We start from the raw sequence: 16,981 nt of genomic DNA, 5'->3' as shown, positions 1-16,981 counted from the left end.
ACAAAAAACAGGTCGCTGACTGCCCATCAGGCATAAAAAAACCCGGAACCAGGTTCCGGGTTTTTCTGTTTTTAGCGGTTAGTCTCTGTCAGACAGCTCGGCGTAATCGCGCTTTTCGGCACCTGTGTAGAGCTGGCGAGGACGACCAATCTTGTGGCCTGGCTGGCTCAGCATCTCCTGCCAGTGGGCAATCCAGCCCACGGTACGGGACAGGGCGAAGATCACGGTGAACATGGAGGTCGGAATACCGATGGCCTTCATGATGATGCCGGAGTAGAAGTCGACGTTGGGGTAGAGCTTCTTCTCGACGAAGTAGGGGTCTTCCAGCGCAATGCGCTCCAGCTCCATGGCCACGTCCAGCAGCGGATCATTGATGTCCAGCTCTTTCAGCACTTCGTGACAGGTTTCGCGCATCACGGTAGCGCGGGGGTCGAAGTTCTTGTACACCCGGTGGCCGAAGCCCATCAGGCGGAACGGGTCCTCCTTGTCCTTGGCACGGGCGATGAACTCAGGGATACGGTCAACGGTACCGATCTCCGCCAGCATCTCCAGGCAGGCTTCGTTGGCGCCGCCGTGGGCGGGTCCCCACAGGGAGGCCACACCGGCCGACACACAGGCGAAGGGGTTGGCACCGGAGGAGCCGGCCAGTCGCACCGTGGAGGTGGAGGCGTTCTGCTCGTGGTCCGCATGCAGAATGAAGATGCGGTCCATGGCGCGTTCCACCACAGGGTTCACCTGGTAATCTTCACAGGGCACAGAGAACATCATGTGCAGGAAGTTACCGGCGAAGGAGAGGTCGTTGCGTGGATACACGAATGGCTGGCCAAGGTTGAACTTGTAGGCCATGGCCGCCAGGGTCGGCATCTTGGAGATCAGGCGGTAGGCGCAGATCTCACGGTGTTTGGGGTCGTTCACATCCAGGGAGTCGTGGTAGAAGGCGGACAGAGCGCCAACCACACCACAGAGGATCGCCATGGGATGGGCATCGCGACGGAAACCTTTAAAGAAGGTGGAGATCTGCTCGTGGACCATGGTGTGGTAGGTCACTGTTTTTTCGAACTTCTCCAGCTGCGCCTTGCTGGGCAGCTCACCGAACAGCAATAGATAGCAGACTTCTATATAACTGGAGCGGGTGGCCAGTTGGTCTATGGGGTAGCCGCGGTGCAGCAGCACGCCCTTGGCGCCATCGATGTACGTGATCGCAGACTCACAGGAAGCGGTTGCCATAAAGCCCGGGTCGAAAGTGAAGTACCCATGCTTGCCCAGCGAGCTGATGTCGATTACATCATGGCCTGCGGTGCCCTGTTTGATAGGCAGTTCCACCGCTTCCTGGCCTGGAACCTGGAGTGTGGCTTTAGATTCAGCCATACCGTGTTCTCCTTACTACATTCTTGTTATCTATCCGTAACGTCCGTCCCATTTTAAGAGACAGCAATCACAAAAATCAATTGCCTGGTCGGATGTTTAATCGAAATTGCTTCACTTTCATGCACTTTTGGACGCTATTCACAGCTCACTGCCGGTTCGGATGGATCTGTGTGGCAAATCTCAGAAATTGGCAAAATGTGATGTTTGTAATCAAAAACAGCGCTATGTATACTGGGCCCGGGCCGCTGAAAAGAGGCAGTAGAGCGGTGAGGTCATGCGGAATTTTCCAGCAATCACTCGGCTAAAATATTGCCTATTTTCTGTTTAAAACGCCTACCTAGGAGTAGGGACGGACGTCCCAATTTCGGTGGAAATAACAAAAAGTGCTCAATGGAGCTGAGTGAGCAGCTGTGAATAAGCAAAGACCTGTGTACCTGGATTTGAGTCAGATCCAGTTTCCCGCCACGGCGATTGCGTCGATTTTGCATCGCGTCAGTGGTGTCATCACCTTCGTCGCCCTCGCCATCCTGCTATGGCTACTGGCCACGTCCCTGAGCAGTGCTCAAGGATTTGCCCAGGTTCAATCCTACTTCCAGACGTTTTTCGTCAAATTCATCGTATGGGGAATCCTCACCGCACTGGCGTATCATGCCATCGGCGGCATTCGTCACCTGTTCCAGGACCTGGGACACTTTGAAGAGATGGAGTCCGGTAACGCGTCCGCCAAGGTCAGCTTTGCCATTACTCTGGTGGTATCCGTTCTGGCAGGAGTCTGGTTATGGTAAAGAATGCCGCGACATTTGGACGCAGCGGCGTCCAGGATTTCGTTCTGATTCGAGCCAGCGCCCTGGTGATGTTGGCCTACGTTCTGTTTCTGGTGGGTTACCTGGTGACCTCCCCCTCACTGACGTTTGACACCTGGCAGGGGCTGTTCGCTTCTGTGGGCATGAAAGTTTTCACCCTTTTGGCGCTGTTCAGCGTATTGATTCACGGGTGGATTGGTATGTGGCAGGTGGCCACCGACTACATCAAGCCCGCCAAGCTTCGTGCTTTTATCCTGTTTGCGATCAACGTTGTCCTGCTGGCCTACCTGGCCACCGGTGTTGTTATTCTGTGGGGTGTGTAAGTGAGTATTCCAGTACGCGAATTTGACGCTATCGTCATTGGTGCCGGCGGCGCAGGCATGCGCGCAGCACTGCAGATTTCTCAGGAGGGCAAATCCTGTGCCCTGCTGTCCAAAGTATTTCCGACCCGTTCCCACACCGTGTCCGCCCAGGGTGGCATCACGGTGGCGCTGGGCAATGCCCACGAAGACAACTGGGAATGGCACATGTACGACACCGTCAAGGGTTCCGACTACATCGGAGACCAGGACGCCATCGAGTACATGTGTAAGACCGGTCCTGAAGCCATCATCGAGATGGAGAACATGGGCCTGCCTTTCAGCCGTTTCGACAATGGCAAGGTGTACCAGCGCCCCTTCGGCGGCCAATCCAAGAACTTCGGTGGTGAGCAGGCGGCCCGCACCGCAGCCGCAGCGGACCGTACCGGCCACGCCCTGCTGCACTGTCTGTACCAGCAGAACGTCAAGAACAAGACCGAAGTCTACTCCGAGTGGTACGCCCTGGATCTGGTGAAGAACCAAGACGGTGCCGTGGTCGGTGCCACCGCCATCGACATCGAAACCGGTGAGATTGTGTTCTTCAAGGCCAAGGCCACCGTGCTGGCCACCGGCGGCGCCGGTCGCATCTACGCTTCCACCACCAACGCCCACATCAACACCGGTGACGGTGTCGGCATGGCCCTGCGTGCCGGTGTTCCGGTTCAGGACATGGAGATGTGGCAGTTCCACCCCACCGGCATCGCCGGCGCCGGGGTACTGGTGACCGAAGGGTGTCGTGGTGAAGGCGGCTATCTGCTGAATAAAGATGGTGAGCGCTTCATGGAGCGTTACGCCCCCAACGCCAAGGACCTGGCCGGACGTGACGTGGTGGCCCGTTCCATCATGACCGAGATCCGTGAAGGCCGAGGCTGTGACGGCCCCTGGGGTCCACACGCCAAGCTGAAGCTGGACCACCTGGGTGAAGAGGTACTGGAGTCCCGTCTGCCGGGCATCTGTGAACTGTCCCGTACCTTCGCTCACGTTGATCCTGTGAAGGAGCCGATTCCGGTGATTCCGACCTGTCACTACATGATGGGCGGGGTACCCACCAACGTGAACGGCCAGGTGATCGGCCTGGGCGACAAGCCGGTTCAGGGTCTGTTTGCCGTGGGTGAGATCGCCTGCGTATCGGTACATGGTGCCAACCGCCTGGGCGGCAACTCCCTGCTGGATCTGGTGGTCTTTGGTCGCGCGGCCGGTAAGCACCTGGGTGAAACCCTGGCGGCTCAGACCGAAGCACGCGATGCGTCCGAGTCCGACATCGATGCCTCCCTGGCGCGCCTCAACCGTTGGGAGAGCAACCAGAGCGGCGAGGATCCCAACCAGATCCGCAAGGACCTGCAGAACTGCATGCAGCTCAACTTCTCCGTATTCCGTCAGGGCGACGCCATGGCGGAAGGCCTCAAGGAGCTCAAGACCATCAAGGCCCGTCTGGAGAACGCCAAGCTCAACGATCGCTCCAAGGCGTTCAACACCAACCGCATCGAGTGCCTGGAACTGGACAACCTGATGGAAACCGCGCTGGCCACTGCCGAGGCGGCCAACTTCCGCACCGAGAGCCGCGGCGCCCACTCCCGTGAAGATTTCACCGAGCGGGATGACGGCAACTGGCTGTGCCACTCCCTGTATGACCCCATCACAGGTGAGATGTCCAAGCGCGATGTGAACATGACGCCCAAGCTGCGGGAAGCCTTCCCGCCCAAGAAGCGTACCTACTAAGGAGGGACAGGGAATGAGTTTGCAAGTTTCTGTCTACCGCTATAACCCGGAGACTGACGCCAAGCCCAGCATGCAGGATTACACCCTGGACCTGCCGGAAGGCAAGGACATGATGGTGCTGGACGTGCTGATGATGCTCAAGGAGCAGGATCCCGGCCTGACCTTCCGCCGCTCCTGCCGTGAAGGCGTGTGTGGCTCCGACGGCCTCAACATGAACGGTAAGAACGGCCTGGCCTGTATCACCCCCATCTCTGCCTTCAACGGCAAGAAGCTGGTGATTCGTCCGCTGCCCGGCATGCCGGTGATCCGCGACCTGGTGGTGGATCTCAGCCTGTTCTACAAGCAGTACGAGAAGGTGAAGCCCTACCTTATCAATGACGATAAGAACCCGGGCCGCGAGCACCTGCAATCCCCGGAAGAGCGTGAAAAGCTCGATGGACTGTATGAGTGCATCCTGTGCGCCTGCTGCTCCACCGCCTGCCCCTCCTTCTGGTGGAACCCGGACAAGTTTGTCGGCCCCAGTGGCCTGTTGCACGCCTACCGCTTCCTGGTGGACAGCCGCGACACCGCCACCGACGAACGCCTGGCAGAGCTGGACGACGCCTTCAGCGTGTTCCGTTGCCACGGCATCATGAACTGCGTGAACGTTTGCCCCAAGGGTCTGAACCCCACCAAGGCGATCGGTCACATCAAGTCAATGTTGCTGCAACGGGCGGTGTAATGATGCAACGCGTTGTTTATCGTTGTATTTAATATCAAGGTCACCTCTTCGGCTGCGAAGAGCGTGACCTTTTTGTATAGTGCTCTAACGCCCCGAATCGATAAATTACGACTAAAGGGCAGTGGTAAAAACAATAACAATGCCTTAGAAAGGCAACAGGTATAACCAGGCTTGGTTGATAAAGGAATACAGATGCAACAAGGCTCACTGCAGGACTGGCTGGACAGCTCCCATCTAGCCGGTGCCAACGCAAGTTACATCGAAGAGCTGTACGAACTCTACCTGGACGAACCAGAAGAGGTATCGCAACAGTGGCGTGACATCTTCGACCGGTTGCCCACCAACGGAGCGGGCCAGGAGGCGAATCACCGTCGCATCCAGGACTACTTCCGTCAGGTAGCCATGGAGCAGACCAGTTCGGTGAAGACCGCCGTCGACCCTGAACTGACCGCAAAGCAGGTTAAGGTCCTGCAGATCATCAACGCATACCGCTTCCGTGGCCATCAGGCCGCCGACCTGGATCCCCTGGGTCTGTGGAAGCGTGACCCTGTCCCCGAACTGACCCCAGAATTCCACGGTCTCACCGACACCGACATGGAGCGCGAATTCAACATCGGCTCCTACGCCTCGGCCAGCGGTGACACCATGAAGCTGTCCAAGTTGCTGGACGCACTGAAGGCCACCTATTGTGGGTCCATCGGTGCCGAGTACATGCACATCACCTCCACCGAGGAGAAGCGATGGATTCAGCAGCGCCTGGAGCCCACCTCCGGCAAAGCCAGCTTCGACAGCGAACACAAGAAACGGATCCTGGCTGGCCTCAACGCCGCCGAAGGCCTGGAGAAATACCTGGGGGCCAAGTTCCCCGGCGCCAAACGCTTCTCCCTGGAGGGCGGTGATGCCCTGATCCCCATGATGCGCGAGCTCATCTACCGCGCCGGTCACCACGACACCAAAGAGGTGGTGGTGGGCATGGCGCACCGCGGCCGCCTCAACGTGCTGGTGAACGTACTGGGCAAGAAGCCCCAGGATCTGTTCGACGAGTTCGCCGGCAAGCACGACGAGACCCTGGGCAGTGGTGACGTGAAGTACCACCAGGGCTTCTCCTCCGACTTCGCCACTCCCAACGGCAACGTTCACCTGGCTCTGGCCTTCAACCCCTCTCACCTGGAGATCGTGAATCCGGTGGTGATGGGCTCGGTGCGCGCCCGTATGGACCGCCTCGGCTGTGAGAACGGCCAGAAGGTGATGCCGGTGACCATCCATGGCGACTCCGCCATCGCCGGTCAGGGTGTGGTGCAGGAAACCTTCAACATGTCCAAGACCCGCGGCTTCAGCGTAGGCGGCAGTGTGCGGGTAGTGGTCAACAACCAGGTGGGCTTTACCACCTCCAACCCGGAAGACACCCGCTCCACCGAGTACTGCACCGACATCGCCAAGATGGTGCAGGCCCCCATCTTCCACGTGAATGCGGACGACCCTGAAGCGGTGGCCTTCGTGGCGCAACTGGCGGTGGACTACCGCTATGAGTTTGGCCGCGACGTGGTGATTGATCTCATCTGCTACCGTCGACACGGTCACAACGAGGCGGATGAGCCCAATGCCACCCAGCCTCTGATGTACCAGAAGATCAAGAAGCACCCGACGCCACGCAAGGTGTACGCCGATCGCCTCATCGACAGCCAGGTGATGAGCCCGGAAGAGGTCACCGAGCAGATCAACGCCTACCGTGAACTGCTGGACCAGGGTGAGTGCGTGGTGCCCGAGTGGCGCACCATGGAAGCCCACTCCGTCGACTGGAGTCCCTTCCTGGGCCACGACTGGGACTCTGAGTACCAGTCCCAGGTGCCCATGCCGGAACTGACCGAACTGGCCAAGGCCATTTGTGATGTGCCCGAGTCCCACAAGCTGCAATCCCGGGTGGCCAAAACCTACAAGGATCGCCAGCTGATGGCGGCCGGTGAGAAGCCCCTGGATTGGGGTATGGCCGAGACCCTGGCCTACGCCACCCTGTTGGACAAAGGCACCCGAATCCGCCTGACCGGTCAGGATTCAGGCCGGGGCACCTTCTTCCACCGCCATGCGGTGCTGCACAACCAGGAGGATGCCACCACCTACATGCCGCTGCGCCACCTGCGCGATGACCAGGGCACCATTGAGATCTACGACTCGGTGCTCTCCGAGGAGGCGGTGCTGGCATTCGAATATGGCTACGCCACTGCCGAGCCGGCCACCCTGACCATGTGGGAAGCCCAGTTTGGCGACTTCGCCAACGGTGCCCAGGTGGTGATTGACCAGTTCTTAAGCTCAGGTGAGCAGAAGTGGGGCCGCCTGTGTGGCCTGACCATGCTGCTGCCACACGGCTATGAGGGCCAGGGACCGGAGCACTCCTCCGCCCGACTGGAGCGTTTCCTGCAGATGTGTGCCGACCACAACATGCAGGTGTGCGTGCCCTCGACGCCGGCCCAGGTGTACCACATGCTGCGCCGTCAGAGCGTGCGCCCCATGCGCCGCCCCCTGGTGGTGATGTCGCCCAAGTCTCTGCTGCGCCATCCTCTGGCGGTGAGCGACCTGGAGGAGCTGGCCAACGGCACCTTCCAGAACGTCATCGGCGAACTGGATGATCTGGATCCCAAGGCGGTGAACCGGGTGGTGTTCTGCTCCGGTAAGGTCTACTTCGACCTGCTGGAGAAGCGCCGTCGCAATGAGATTACCGACGTGGCCCTGGTTCGGGTCGAGCAGCTCTATCCCTTCCCCCATGAAGAGATGGCCAGGGTGCTCGAGGCTTATCAGCACGTGACCGATTTCGTCTGGTGCCAGGAGGAACCCCAGAACCAGGGGGCCTGGTACTCCAGTCAGCACCATTTCTGGCAGGCGATCCCCTCCGGGGCAAACCTGACTTACGCGGGCCGCCAGGCCTCCGCGGCACCGGCGGTGGGGTACCCCTCTGTCCATAACAAACAACAACAGGCGCTGGTGAATGCCGCCCTGAATATTGAAGAATAATTGCACAAGGAAAGGTTCAGATGAGCATCGAAATTAAAGTCCCCGTACTGCCAGAGTCAGTCGCCGATGCCTCCATTGCCACATGGCACGTCCAGCCCGGTGAAAGCGTCAGCCGCGACCAGAACCTGGTGGACATCGAAACCGACAAAGTGGTACTGGAAGTGGTGGCGCCGGAAGACGGCACCATCAGCGAGATCATTCACGCCGAGGGTGACACCGTCCTGGCGGAGCAGGTGATCGCCATGTTCAAGGCCGGCGCCGCCCCCGGTGCCGAAGTGACCAAAGAGGAAGCCCAGGCCAAGGCGGAAGCCCCTGCAGCCGAAGAGGCCGACGCCAATGATGCGCTCAGCCCCTCAGTGCGTCGCCTGATTGCCGAGCACAACCTGGACGCCGCCCAGATCAAGGGCACCGGCGTTGGCGGCCGCATCTCCAAAGAGGATGTGGAAGCCTTCCTCAAATCCAAGCCCGCCGCCGCGCCGGCTGCTGCCGAGTCTGCGCCTGCGGTTGAGCTCAATGGCCGCACCGACAAGCGCGTGCCCATGACCCGGCTGCGTAAGCGCATCGCCGAGCGTCTGCTGGATGCCAAGAACTCCACCGCCATGCTGACCACCTTCAACGAGGTCAACATGAAGCCCATTATGGAGTTGCGCAAGCAGTACCAGGACATCTTCGAGAAGCGCCATGGCATCCGCCTGGGCTTCATGTCCTTCTATGTGAAGGCGGTGGTGGAAGCCCTGAAGCGCTACCCCCAGGTGAACGCCTCCCTGGACGGCGACGACATGGTCTACCACAACTACTTCGATATCAGCATCGCCGTGTCCACCCCACGCGGCCTGGTGACCCCGGTTCTGCGTGACGCCGACAAGCTGTCCGTGGCCGAGATCGAGAAGGGCATCAAGGAGCTGGCCATCAAGGGCCGTGACGGCAAGCTGACCGTCGAGGAGCTCTCCGGTGGCAACTTCACCATCACCAACGGTGGTGTGTTCGGCTCGCTGATGTCCACCCCCATCATCAACCCGCCTCAGAGCGCCATCCTGGGGATGCACGCCATCAAGGATCGCCCCATGGCGGTCAATGGTCAGGTTGAGATCCTGCCGATGATGTACCTGGCGCTCTCCTATGACCACCGCGTCATCGACGGCAAAGAGTCCGTGGGCTTCCTGGTGACCATCAAGGAGCTGCTGGAAGATCCGACGCGCCTGCTGTTGGACATCTAATACCAAAATGCGACCGCACCGGATTACTGGTGCGGTCACCCCATGCCTGGTCGGAATACGACTGGAATAACAAGACGTTATATGGATAGAACATATGAATCTGCATGAGTATCAAGCTAAGCAGCTGTTCGCTGAGTATGGCCTGCCCGTGTCTGAGGGCTACGCCTGTGACACCCCTCAGGAAGCTGCCGAAGCCGCCGATAAGATTGGCGGTGACAAGTGGGTCGTTAAGTGCCAGGTGCACGCCGGTGGCCGTGGTAAGGCCGGTGGTGTGAAGCTGGCGTCCAGCAAGGATGAGATCCGCGAGTTCGCTCAGAACTGGCTGGGCAAGAATCTGGTGACCTACCAGACCGACGCCAACGGCCAGCCCGTGGCCAAGATCCTGGTGGAATCCTGCACCGACATCGCCAATGAACTGTACCTGGGCGCCGTGGTTGACCGTGGCACCCAGCGCATCGTCTTTATGGCCTCCACCGAGGGTGGCGTAGAGATTGAGAAGGTGGCGGAAGAGACCCCCGAGCTGATCCACAAGGCCGCCATCGATCCCCTGGTGGGCCCTCAGCCTTACCAGGGCCGTGAGCTGGCGTTCAAACTGGGCCTGAAGGGTGACCAGATCAAGCAGTTCACCAAGATCTTCATGGGCCTGGGCCAAATGTTCCTGGACCTGGATTTCGCTCTGCTGGAGATCAACCCTCTGGTGATCACCGACCAGGGCGACCTGCACTGCCTGGATGGCAAGATCAACATTGACTCCAATGCTCTGTACCGTCAATCCTCCATCCGCGAGCTGCACGATCCTTCCCAGGAAGACGCCCGTGAAGCTCACGCGGCTCAGTGGGAGCTGAACTACGTGGCCCTGGACGGCAGCATCGGCTGCATGGTGAACGGCGCCGGTCTGGCCATGGGCACCATGGACATCGTCAACCTGCACGGCGGCCAGCCTGCCAACTTCCTGGACGTGGGTGGCGGCGCCACCAAGGAGCGCGTTACCGAAGCGTTCAAGATCATCCTGTCCGACGCCAACGTGAAGGCGGTACTGGTGAACATCTTCGGCGGTATCGTACGTTGTGACCTGATTGCCGACGGCATCATCGGTGCCGTGGAAGAGGTGGGCGTAGAGGTGCCTGTGGTTGTTCGCCTGGAGGGCAACAACGCCGAGCTGGGCCAACAGCGCCTGGCCGAGTCTGGTCTGAATATCATCGCTGCCACCAGTCTGACCGACGCCGCGCAGCAAGTAGTGAAAGCCGCGGAGGGTCAGTAATGAGCGTTCTTATCAATAAAGACACCAAGGTGATCTGCCAGGGCTTTACCGGCGGTCAGGGGACCTTCCACTCCGAGCAGGCCATTGCCTACGGTACTCAGATGGTGGGCGGCGTGTCTCCAGGCAAGGGTGGCACCACCCACCTGGGTCTGCCCGTGTTCAACACCGTACGCGAAGCGGTAGAGGCCACAGGCGCCACCGCCACCGTCATCTATGTGCCAGCGCCCTTCTGTAAGGATGCCATCCTGGAAGCCATCGATGCCGGTATCGAGCTGATCGTCACCATCACCGAAGGCATCCCGACTCTGGACATGCTGGAAGTGAAGGTGAAGCTGGACCAGGCAGGCGTGCGCATGATTGGCCCCAACTGCCCCGGCGTCATCACCCCCGGCGAGTGCAAGATCGGCATCATGCCCGGTCACATCCACAAGCCTGGCAAGGTGGGCATCGTCTCCCGCTCCGGCACCCTGACCTATGAAGCGGTTAAGCAGACCACCGACGAAGGCTTCGGCCAGTCCACCTGTGTGGGCATCGGCGGTGACCCAATCCCAGGCTCCAACTTCATCGACGTGCTGGAGATGTTCGAGAAGGATCCGGCCACCGAAGCCATCGTGATGATCGGTGAGATTGGTGGTACCGCGGAAGAGGAGGCGGCCGCCTTCATCAAGGCCAACGTCACCAAGCCAGTGGTCTCCTACATCGCCGGTGTGACCGCACCTCCGGGCAAGCGTATGGGCCACGCCGGCGCCATCATTGCCGGTGGTAAGGGTACCGCCGACGAGAAGTTTGCCGCCCTGGAAGACGCCGGTGTGAAGACCGTGCGCTCCCTGGCCGAGATCGGTTCCGCCCTGCGCGAAATCACCGGTTGGTAATGCCAGTTTCATTAGGTAGATGTTCAATCTAATGCGACGAAGAAATTGTTCCAATCAAGGCGTAAGACGCCGCTGCTAGTGGCCCTAACAGCCAGTCTTACAACGCAGAGTGGGACAATTTAAGCCAGCAGTAGTGAACAGATATTTAGTGAAATTGGTATCATCTGAATCGTGTCGGTGCTCACTCACTGACCGGTACAGAGGCGGGCCCCGAAAGGGGCCCGTTTTTTTGTGCGCGCTCCGCAGCCGCAGATCCGCTTATAACTCATTCCAAGGGATTTCAAAGGGCTAGCCAGGTCGGGCCTAAACTTAAGGGTGAGACCTCTTCTACAGCGCCTTAGGGGCGAGGGGGTAGCATGAGCAAGACTGTGGAACAGGTATTGTCGGCCAACGCCGACTATGTATCGGAATTTGGAGAAAAAAGTGACTTAGCTATGCCTCCAGCGAGACAGTTTGCCATCTTGACCTGCATGGATGCCCGGCTGGACCCGGCCAAGTTTGCCGGACTGGCGGAGGGGGACGCCCACGTCATCCGTAATGCCGGCGGCCGCGCCAGCGACGACGCCATCCGCTCTCTGGTGATCTCCTACAAGCTGCTGGGCACTCGGGAGTGGTTTGTCATCCACCATACCGACTGCGGCATGGAGACCTTCACCAGCGAGGTGATGGGAGAACTGCTGTCCGGCAGCCTGAACACCGCCTCATTCACCAAAGGCGGCTGGCAGGACAGCAAGGCCGGGGGCGGTACAGTAGAGGGTAAGTACATCAACTGGCTGACCTTCAAAGACAACGCCACCAGTGTGGTGGAGGATGTCAGCCGAATCCGGCAAAGCCCCATGGTGCCGGCCACCATCCCTATCTATGGCTACATCTACGACTGTGCCAGCGGTGAGCTACTAGAGGTGCCTGAGGCGACAGAGGCGGGCAGGGCGGCGTAGCGGCCGGCTCAGGGCCGGATACGCCGTCCTGGGGACCGGGCTACTGACAGGTGCCCGGACCGGCGCTAAACGCCTTTAGGTGCGCCTGCGCTTGCTCCAGTGATGCCTCATCGGCACAGGCGACCAGGCTCTGCCAGGTCGCGGTCTTGGGGCAGCGGCGAAAGTTCATGGAACACTCCCGTCCCTGGGCCTGGCTGACCGGCGTGGCGTAGTAGGAAGGGGAGACAAACAGGCCGGCCAGTTTGTCCATCTCGGTTGCATCAGCAGCAAACTGCAAGCCGGTGGGCGCAGAGATGCGCTTATCGGTGAGATCCAGAATCAAAGAGTGGCCATCCAGTGGGCTCAGCCGGTACAGGGCCTGCAGCCTTCCCTGGGCATCGTGCATCTCCAAGACTTTGTACTCCTCCTGGATCCGCTGGGACACCAGTGCCAATGCCGCGTCTTTGGGCCGGGTCAGCCCATAGGTCTCTTTTACTACACCGGACAGATTGGACTGGGTTGCTTGTGGGTCGGCGACCCGCCCGTCGACAGACCAGAGTTGAGTGTGAACCCGAGTATTCAGGTGGGCGGTCAGCACAGCTTCCGGCAGCGTGCCTATGAGGGCGGCGATCTGCTCAGGGGATGTGCGCTGGCACTGATTGCAATTCACCACCAGCTTGATGCCCTGGCGAATCACCGGCTTGCCATTGAGCTCAAGAGTGCGGGTGTAGAACTGGAAGCGGGCATGGTCGTTGCCCTCGACGTCATGGACACGAAACACATCTTTGTAGCCGTGAGAGTCGCACCCCTCGAGGCGCTGGCGCTTTTGCCACTGACTGGTGCAGTGCTCTAACGCCTCAGTCACGCTCATTTCGTTGAGCTTTTGCGAGTGGACATGGCTGCTGAACAGCAGAGCGAGGCCCAAAATCCATTTTCCTGGCATAACGTCTCCTTGTTGCGCCAATTGGCTAATGCCGTGTTCGGGCTTTACCCTATTTTGTTGTGCCTAAGCTGTCAATGGCGCGGGCTGGCGGAGGGGCAGGAGCAAACCGGTCGCCAGACCCTTTAGGGAGATGGCAGAAAAAAAGCTTGCCTGGGCAAGCTTTGTTACGGGAAATAGGGGAAACCTTAGCGCACAAAGAAATCCATTCTCACCTTGGTGGTGGCCGCTACCGGCTGGCCATCCTGGAACTTGGGGGCGTAGCGCCACTTCTTCACCGCTTTCTTGGTCTCTTTGATAAAGTCCTTGTGGCCCTGGCTGTCGAGCACCTCCATGTCGGTCACAAAGCCCTGTTTGTCTATGGTGATGTCCAGCACGACAGAGCCCTTCTTACCGCGCTTGAGGGCGGCCGGTGTCCATCTTGGCTCCTGACGAAAAAGTGGTTTCTGCTCCTGGTTGTTGTCCCAGGGTTTCATCTGGGCGATGGCCAGACAGTGAGCGGTGGCATCGTCGCTGCGACCGCTCTGCTCCAGCAGGGGGACCAGGCGGGAGTGGGCGGCCAGGGCATAGGGGTGGCTGTACTCCAGCACATCCAGCAGTTCGATGACGGTGCTGAAATGCTCAATGGCCGCCTCTTTTTTGCGGAACCCGTCGGCCCACAGGCCGTTGAGGTACTCCGCCTCGACCCGCTCCAGGGTTTCCTTGGGGGCCTTCTCTTGGATGATCTCCAGGGCGTCACTGGCCAGGTTGCGGCCCTTTCTGGCCAGTTGGCTGTCGCGCATGCAGATGCGTGATGCTTCCAGCATCAGATTGGCGTAGGCCAGGGAATCTTCCGTATAGATCTCTTCACCGAGGGCGAGCAGAGCGCTGAGGTGGCTCTTACGATGGTCGAAATCCTTTTCGACCAGCCGAGCATAGATCTCCAGCAGCTTTTCACTCTGACTGCCATAGGCTTTTTTGTAGCTCTTTAAAGCCTGTTTAAGCAGGGAGGCCGCTTCGTCTTGCTCGTCGGGGGGCAGTTGCTTGGCCAGGTTGATACCCAGGTTGGCGTAGTCGACCGAGTCGACATCATAGAGGTCGGCACCCAGCCGATAGGCTTCCCGGGCATGGACCAGGGCGGCCTGTGTGTCCTTGGCGGCAATCGCCTGCTGGTAAGCGTGGTAAGCCTGGTCAAATGCCGAGGTCTCGGACGCGGCTTGCAGGGGCAGGCTCAGGCTCAGTGCCAGGGCTCCGATGAGTAGGGAACGGTTCATGGTGACGTCCTTGTTTTAGGATTAGCTGGAAAATATTAAATAAATTCAGTCGAATGTAAAGAGAATCCACTGCTGGAACGGTTTGGTCCGGCAGAGTAAAAAGTTCCTTTTCTCTGCAACTTTTTTTGGGGTTTGCGCGCTATCTAGCAGAGTTGCCGCAAAAGCTGGTCCCAAGCGCTCATCACTGCTTTAATTGCACCAATAGCTCACTGAAATCCATACAAGGGATGAACATGTTTAAGACTTTGGTTAAGGCAGCCAGCACTGCGATTCTGGCTCTGGGTATGGCTGCGGCAGCGCACGCGGGCCAACTGCACACTGGCGAAGTGGTGGAGACCATGAACGCCGGCGGTTACACCTATGTGCAGATCAAGGAAGAGGGCAAGCTGGTGTGGGCCGCCGCGCCAGAGACCAAGGTGCAAAAGGGTGACAAGGTGGAGTTTGACGAGCAGATGAACCTGCCAAGCTTCGAAAGCAAGAGCCTGAAGCGCACCTTCTCTCCCATCATCTTCGCCGGCAAGATTGTGGTGAAGTAAGGCCAGACCGGCTGAAAAAAACGGGGTCCTGTGGGACCCCGTTTCTGTTTGTGCTGCGCCCTTTTAGGCGCGGCGCTGGCGGAAGGCGTGGGCGCCCAGACGCTTGAAGGTGCCGGCCACCGCCAGCCAGGCCGACAGGTTGGGTTTGGGGGCCTTGCCGCGGCCCATGCGCTCCAACTGGAACTCATACCAGGTGATCCCCAGCATTGCCATGGCGTCCACCCCTTTAAAGCCGGTGGTGGGCTCCTTGAAGCGTATCTCAAACTCCTTATCGGCCATGGCGCGGTTGGGCATGTCCGGCATCACCGACAGCGGCCGTGCCAGGCCCACCATATCGACGGCGCCGCTGGCCAGGGCCTGGTTCATGCCTCGGCTGCTGCGGAAACCGCCGGTGACCACCAGGGGCACGGACACCCGGCTGCGTACCTGTTCGGCGTACTCCAGGAAGTAGGCCTCCCTTGCCTTGGTGGAGGCTTTGCGGTTGCCGGACATCATCGCCGGCGCCTCGTAGGTGCCGCCGGAGATCTCAATCAGGTTGATCCCCTCCGCTTCCAGGGCTGCCACCACCGCCATGGACTCCTCTTCGCTGAAGCCGTCCTTCTGGAAATCTGCCGAGTTCAGCTTGATGCCCACGGGGTATTCATCGCCCACCTCGGCGCGAATGGCCCGGTAGACCTCCAGCACGAAACGCATCCGTTTCCGGGCATCCCCTCCCCACTCATCCTCTCGCTGGTTGTGGCGAGGCGACAGGAACTGACTCACCAGGTAGCCGTGGGCGCCGTGGATCTGCACGCCGTCGAATCCGCTCTCTTTGGCCAGGCGGGCGGCGGTGGCGAAGGCACCAATGGTCCGGGCTATCTCGTCGCCGGTCATCGCCCTTGGGGTATTGAAGGATTTCTCCAGGCCGCCGCCCAGGGGGATGGCGGAGGGGGCGAGAGGTTCCTTGCTGAGCATGGCGGGGATCTGTTTGCCGGGATGGTTCAGTTGCATCCAGATCTGACTGCCGTTGCTCCTGCCGGCCTCGGCCCAGGCGCGAAAGGCGTCCAGATCACTCTGCGCATCCAGCACCACGTTGGCGGGTTCACCCAGGGCGGTTCTGTCCACCATCACATTACCGGTCATGGAGAGGCCGATGCCGCCGTCGGCCCAGGTGCGGTACAACCGGGGCAGGGCGGAGGTGGGGTTGTGGTTGCGATCGCCCAACTGTTCGCTCATGGCGGATTTGAACAGGCGGTTGCTGACCTGCAGCTGTGGGGTCAGTTGCAGCGGGGTGGAAATATCAGTCATCCATTTCTCCTATTAGACCGGTCGTCTACAAATGATCTCTAAAAAAGCGCAGCCTGTGCTGCGCCGGGTATTTGTTGGGGTTAGCGCAAGATGACCTTGAGCATCAACTCCATATCATTGCGCAGTTCTTCAGTACTGCCTTTGAGCTTGACGTGCAGCAGGCCCCCCTGCCATCGATCCCAGAACAGCCTGGCCATCTGTTCGGCGGTCAAGTCCTGTCGAACCTCTTTGCGTTGCTGGGCTTCTTCGAACTGCTGAGTCAGCCAGCCCTGCCACAGGGTCCAGCCCTGGAGCATCACCTGGGTGCACAGCTCGCTCTGGCCGCCTATCTCTGCGGTCAGATTGCCGAGCATGCAGCCCTTGGTCAGCCCCTCCTGCTCCAGTCGGGCCAGACTCAGGTCTATGGCCGCCAACAGGCGATCCATCGGAGCCCGCTCCGGCAGATCCGTTGCCTGCTTGAGTTGCTGCAGGTACTGGTCGATGTAGTGGCTGATCACCTCGGCGGCAAACTGCTCTTTGCTGTCGAAATAGTGGTAGAAGGAGCCCTTGGGGATCTTCACCCGATCCAGGATCTGCTTCAGGCCGGTGCCGTGGTAGCCCTGTTCACTGAGCAGGCTGATGCCCGCTTCCAGCAGGGGTTGCCGATTGTGATCGCTTCGTCTTGGTCTTGCCATGGGGATATTATATGACCGGTCGTCTGGGAATGTGAAGCCCAAATTTCA

At 59.6% G+C, this 16,981-nt stretch carries 15 protein-coding genes; 10 read left to right on the top strand and 5 right to left on the bottom strand.

Translation table 11 applies throughout. The features are described from left to right. Positions 1 to 78: 78 nt before the first annotated feature. Positions 79 to 1,368: a citrate synthase gene (locus QUE41_RS14825; RefSeq protein ID WP_286339786.1), complete on the bottom strand. Its 1,290-nt coding sequence runs from the start codon at positions 1,366 to 1,368 to the stop codon at positions 79 to 81. A gap of 410 nt (positions 1,369 to 1,778) precedes the next feature. Here QUE41_RS14825 and sdhC point away from each other — a divergent pair, with 410 nt between their 5' ends. From sdhC to QUE41_RS14780, 9 genes are all read left to right on the top strand, one after another. Next, a complete protein-coding gene (sdhC, locus tag QUE41_RS14820; protein WP_286339785.1) occupies positions 1,779 to 2,153 on the top strand; it encodes a succinate dehydrogenase cytochrome b556 subunit in 375 nt (124 codons plus the stop codon). Beyond that, on the top strand, positions 2,147 to 2,494 hold the full coding sequence (gene sdhD / locus QUE41_RS14815) for a succinate dehydrogenase, hydrophobic membrane anchor protein (protein WP_286339784.1): 348 nt from the start codon (positions 2,147 to 2,149) through the stop codon (positions 2,492 to 2,494). Before sdhC ends, sdhD begins: the two co-directional genes overlap by 7 nt. Then, positions 2,495 to 4,249: a succinate dehydrogenase flavoprotein subunit gene (sdhA, locus tag QUE41_RS14810; RefSeq protein WP_286339783.1), complete on the top strand. Its 1,755-nt coding sequence runs from the start codon at positions 2,495 to 2,497 to the stop codon at positions 4,247 to 4,249. It abuts the gene before it with no gap. Between the two features lie 13 nt (positions 4,250 to 4,262). Further along, positions 4,263 to 4,970: a succinate dehydrogenase iron-sulfur subunit gene (locus QUE41_RS14805; protein WP_286339782.1), complete on the top strand. Its 708-nt coding sequence runs from the start codon at positions 4,263 to 4,265 to the stop codon at positions 4,968 to 4,970. A gap of 192 nt (positions 4,971 to 5,162) precedes the next feature. Next, the gene (gene sucA / locus QUE41_RS14800; RefSeq protein WP_286339781.1) at positions 5,163 to 7,976 is read left to right on the top strand and encodes a 2-oxoglutarate dehydrogenase E1 component; all 2,814 of its coding nucleotides are present in this window, start codon (positions 5,163 to 5,165) and stop codon (positions 7,974 to 7,976) included. Between the two features lie 20 nt (positions 7,977 to 7,996). Then, entirely contained in the window at positions 7,997 to 9,193 is a 1,197-nt protein-coding gene (odhB, locus tag QUE41_RS14795) for a 2-oxoglutarate dehydrogenase complex dihydrolipoyllysine-residue succinyltransferase (protein WP_286339780.1), read from the top strand. A gap of 94 nt (positions 9,194 to 9,287) precedes the next feature. Then, positions 9,288 to 10,454: an ADP-forming succinate--CoA ligase subunit beta gene (gene sucC / locus QUE41_RS14790; protein WP_286339779.1), complete on the top strand. Its 1,167-nt coding sequence runs from the start codon at positions 9,288 to 9,290 to the stop codon at positions 10,452 to 10,454. Next, complete coding sequence (gene sucD / locus QUE41_RS14785) at positions 10,454 to 11,326, top strand: succinate--CoA ligase subunit alpha (protein WP_286339778.1); 873 nt, start codon at positions 10,454 to 10,456, stop codon at positions 11,324 to 11,326. Before sucC ends, sucD begins: the two co-directional genes overlap by 1 nt. Before the next feature lie 356 nt (positions 11,327 to 11,682). Further along, positions 11,683 to 12,264, top strand: coding sequence for a beta-class carbonic anhydrase (locus QUE41_RS14780; RefSeq protein ID WP_286339777.1), 582 nt, complete (start codon positions 11,683 to 11,685; stop codon positions 12,262 to 12,264). A gap of 40 nt (positions 12,265 to 12,304) precedes the next feature. Here the strand turns inward: QUE41_RS14780 and QUE41_RS14775 are convergent, their stop codons facing one another. Next, positions 12,305 to 13,186, bottom strand: coding sequence for a hypothetical protein (locus QUE41_RS14775; RefSeq protein WP_286339776.1), 882 nt, complete (start codon positions 13,184 to 13,186; stop codon positions 12,305 to 12,307). 185 nt (positions 13,187 to 13,371) lie between these two features. Then, the gene (locus QUE41_RS14770; protein WP_286339775.1) at positions 13,372 to 14,436 is read right to left on the bottom strand and encodes an energy transducer TonB; all 1,065 of its coding nucleotides are present in this window, start codon (positions 14,434 to 14,436) and stop codon (positions 13,372 to 13,374) included. Positions 14,437 to 14,669: 233 nt separating this feature from the next. On the opposite strand from QUE41_RS14770, the gene QUE41_RS14765 reads away from it, so the two are divergent. Beyond that, positions 14,670 to 14,972: an NrfJ gene (locus tag QUE41_RS14765; RefSeq protein ID WP_286339774.1), complete on the top strand. Its 303-nt coding sequence runs from the start codon at positions 14,670 to 14,672 to the stop codon at positions 14,970 to 14,972. A gap of 63 nt (positions 14,973 to 15,035) precedes the next feature. Here the strand turns inward: QUE41_RS14765 and QUE41_RS14760 are convergent, their stop codons facing one another. Both QUE41_RS14760 and QUE41_RS14755 read right to left on the bottom strand, forming a co-directional pair. Continuing rightward, a complete protein-coding gene (locus QUE41_RS14760) occupies positions 15,036 to 16,259 on the bottom strand; it encodes an NADH:flavin oxidoreductase/NADH oxidase family protein (protein ID WP_286339773.1) in 1,224 nt (407 codons plus the stop codon). Positions 16,260 to 16,339: 80 nt separating this feature from the next. Continuing rightward, complete coding sequence (locus QUE41_RS14755; protein ID WP_286339772.1) at positions 16,340 to 16,933, bottom strand: TetR/AcrR family transcriptional regulator; 594 nt, start codon at positions 16,931 to 16,933, stop codon at positions 16,340 to 16,342. Between the last annotated feature and the right edge of the window lie 48 nt (positions 16,934 to 16,981).

The organism is Ferrimonas sp. YFM (genome assembly GCF_030296015.1).
Lineage (GTDB): Bacteria > Pseudomonadota > Gammaproteobacteria > Enterobacterales > Shewanellaceae > Ferrimonas.
This window is presented reverse-complemented; position numbering and strand designations above follow the sequence as displayed.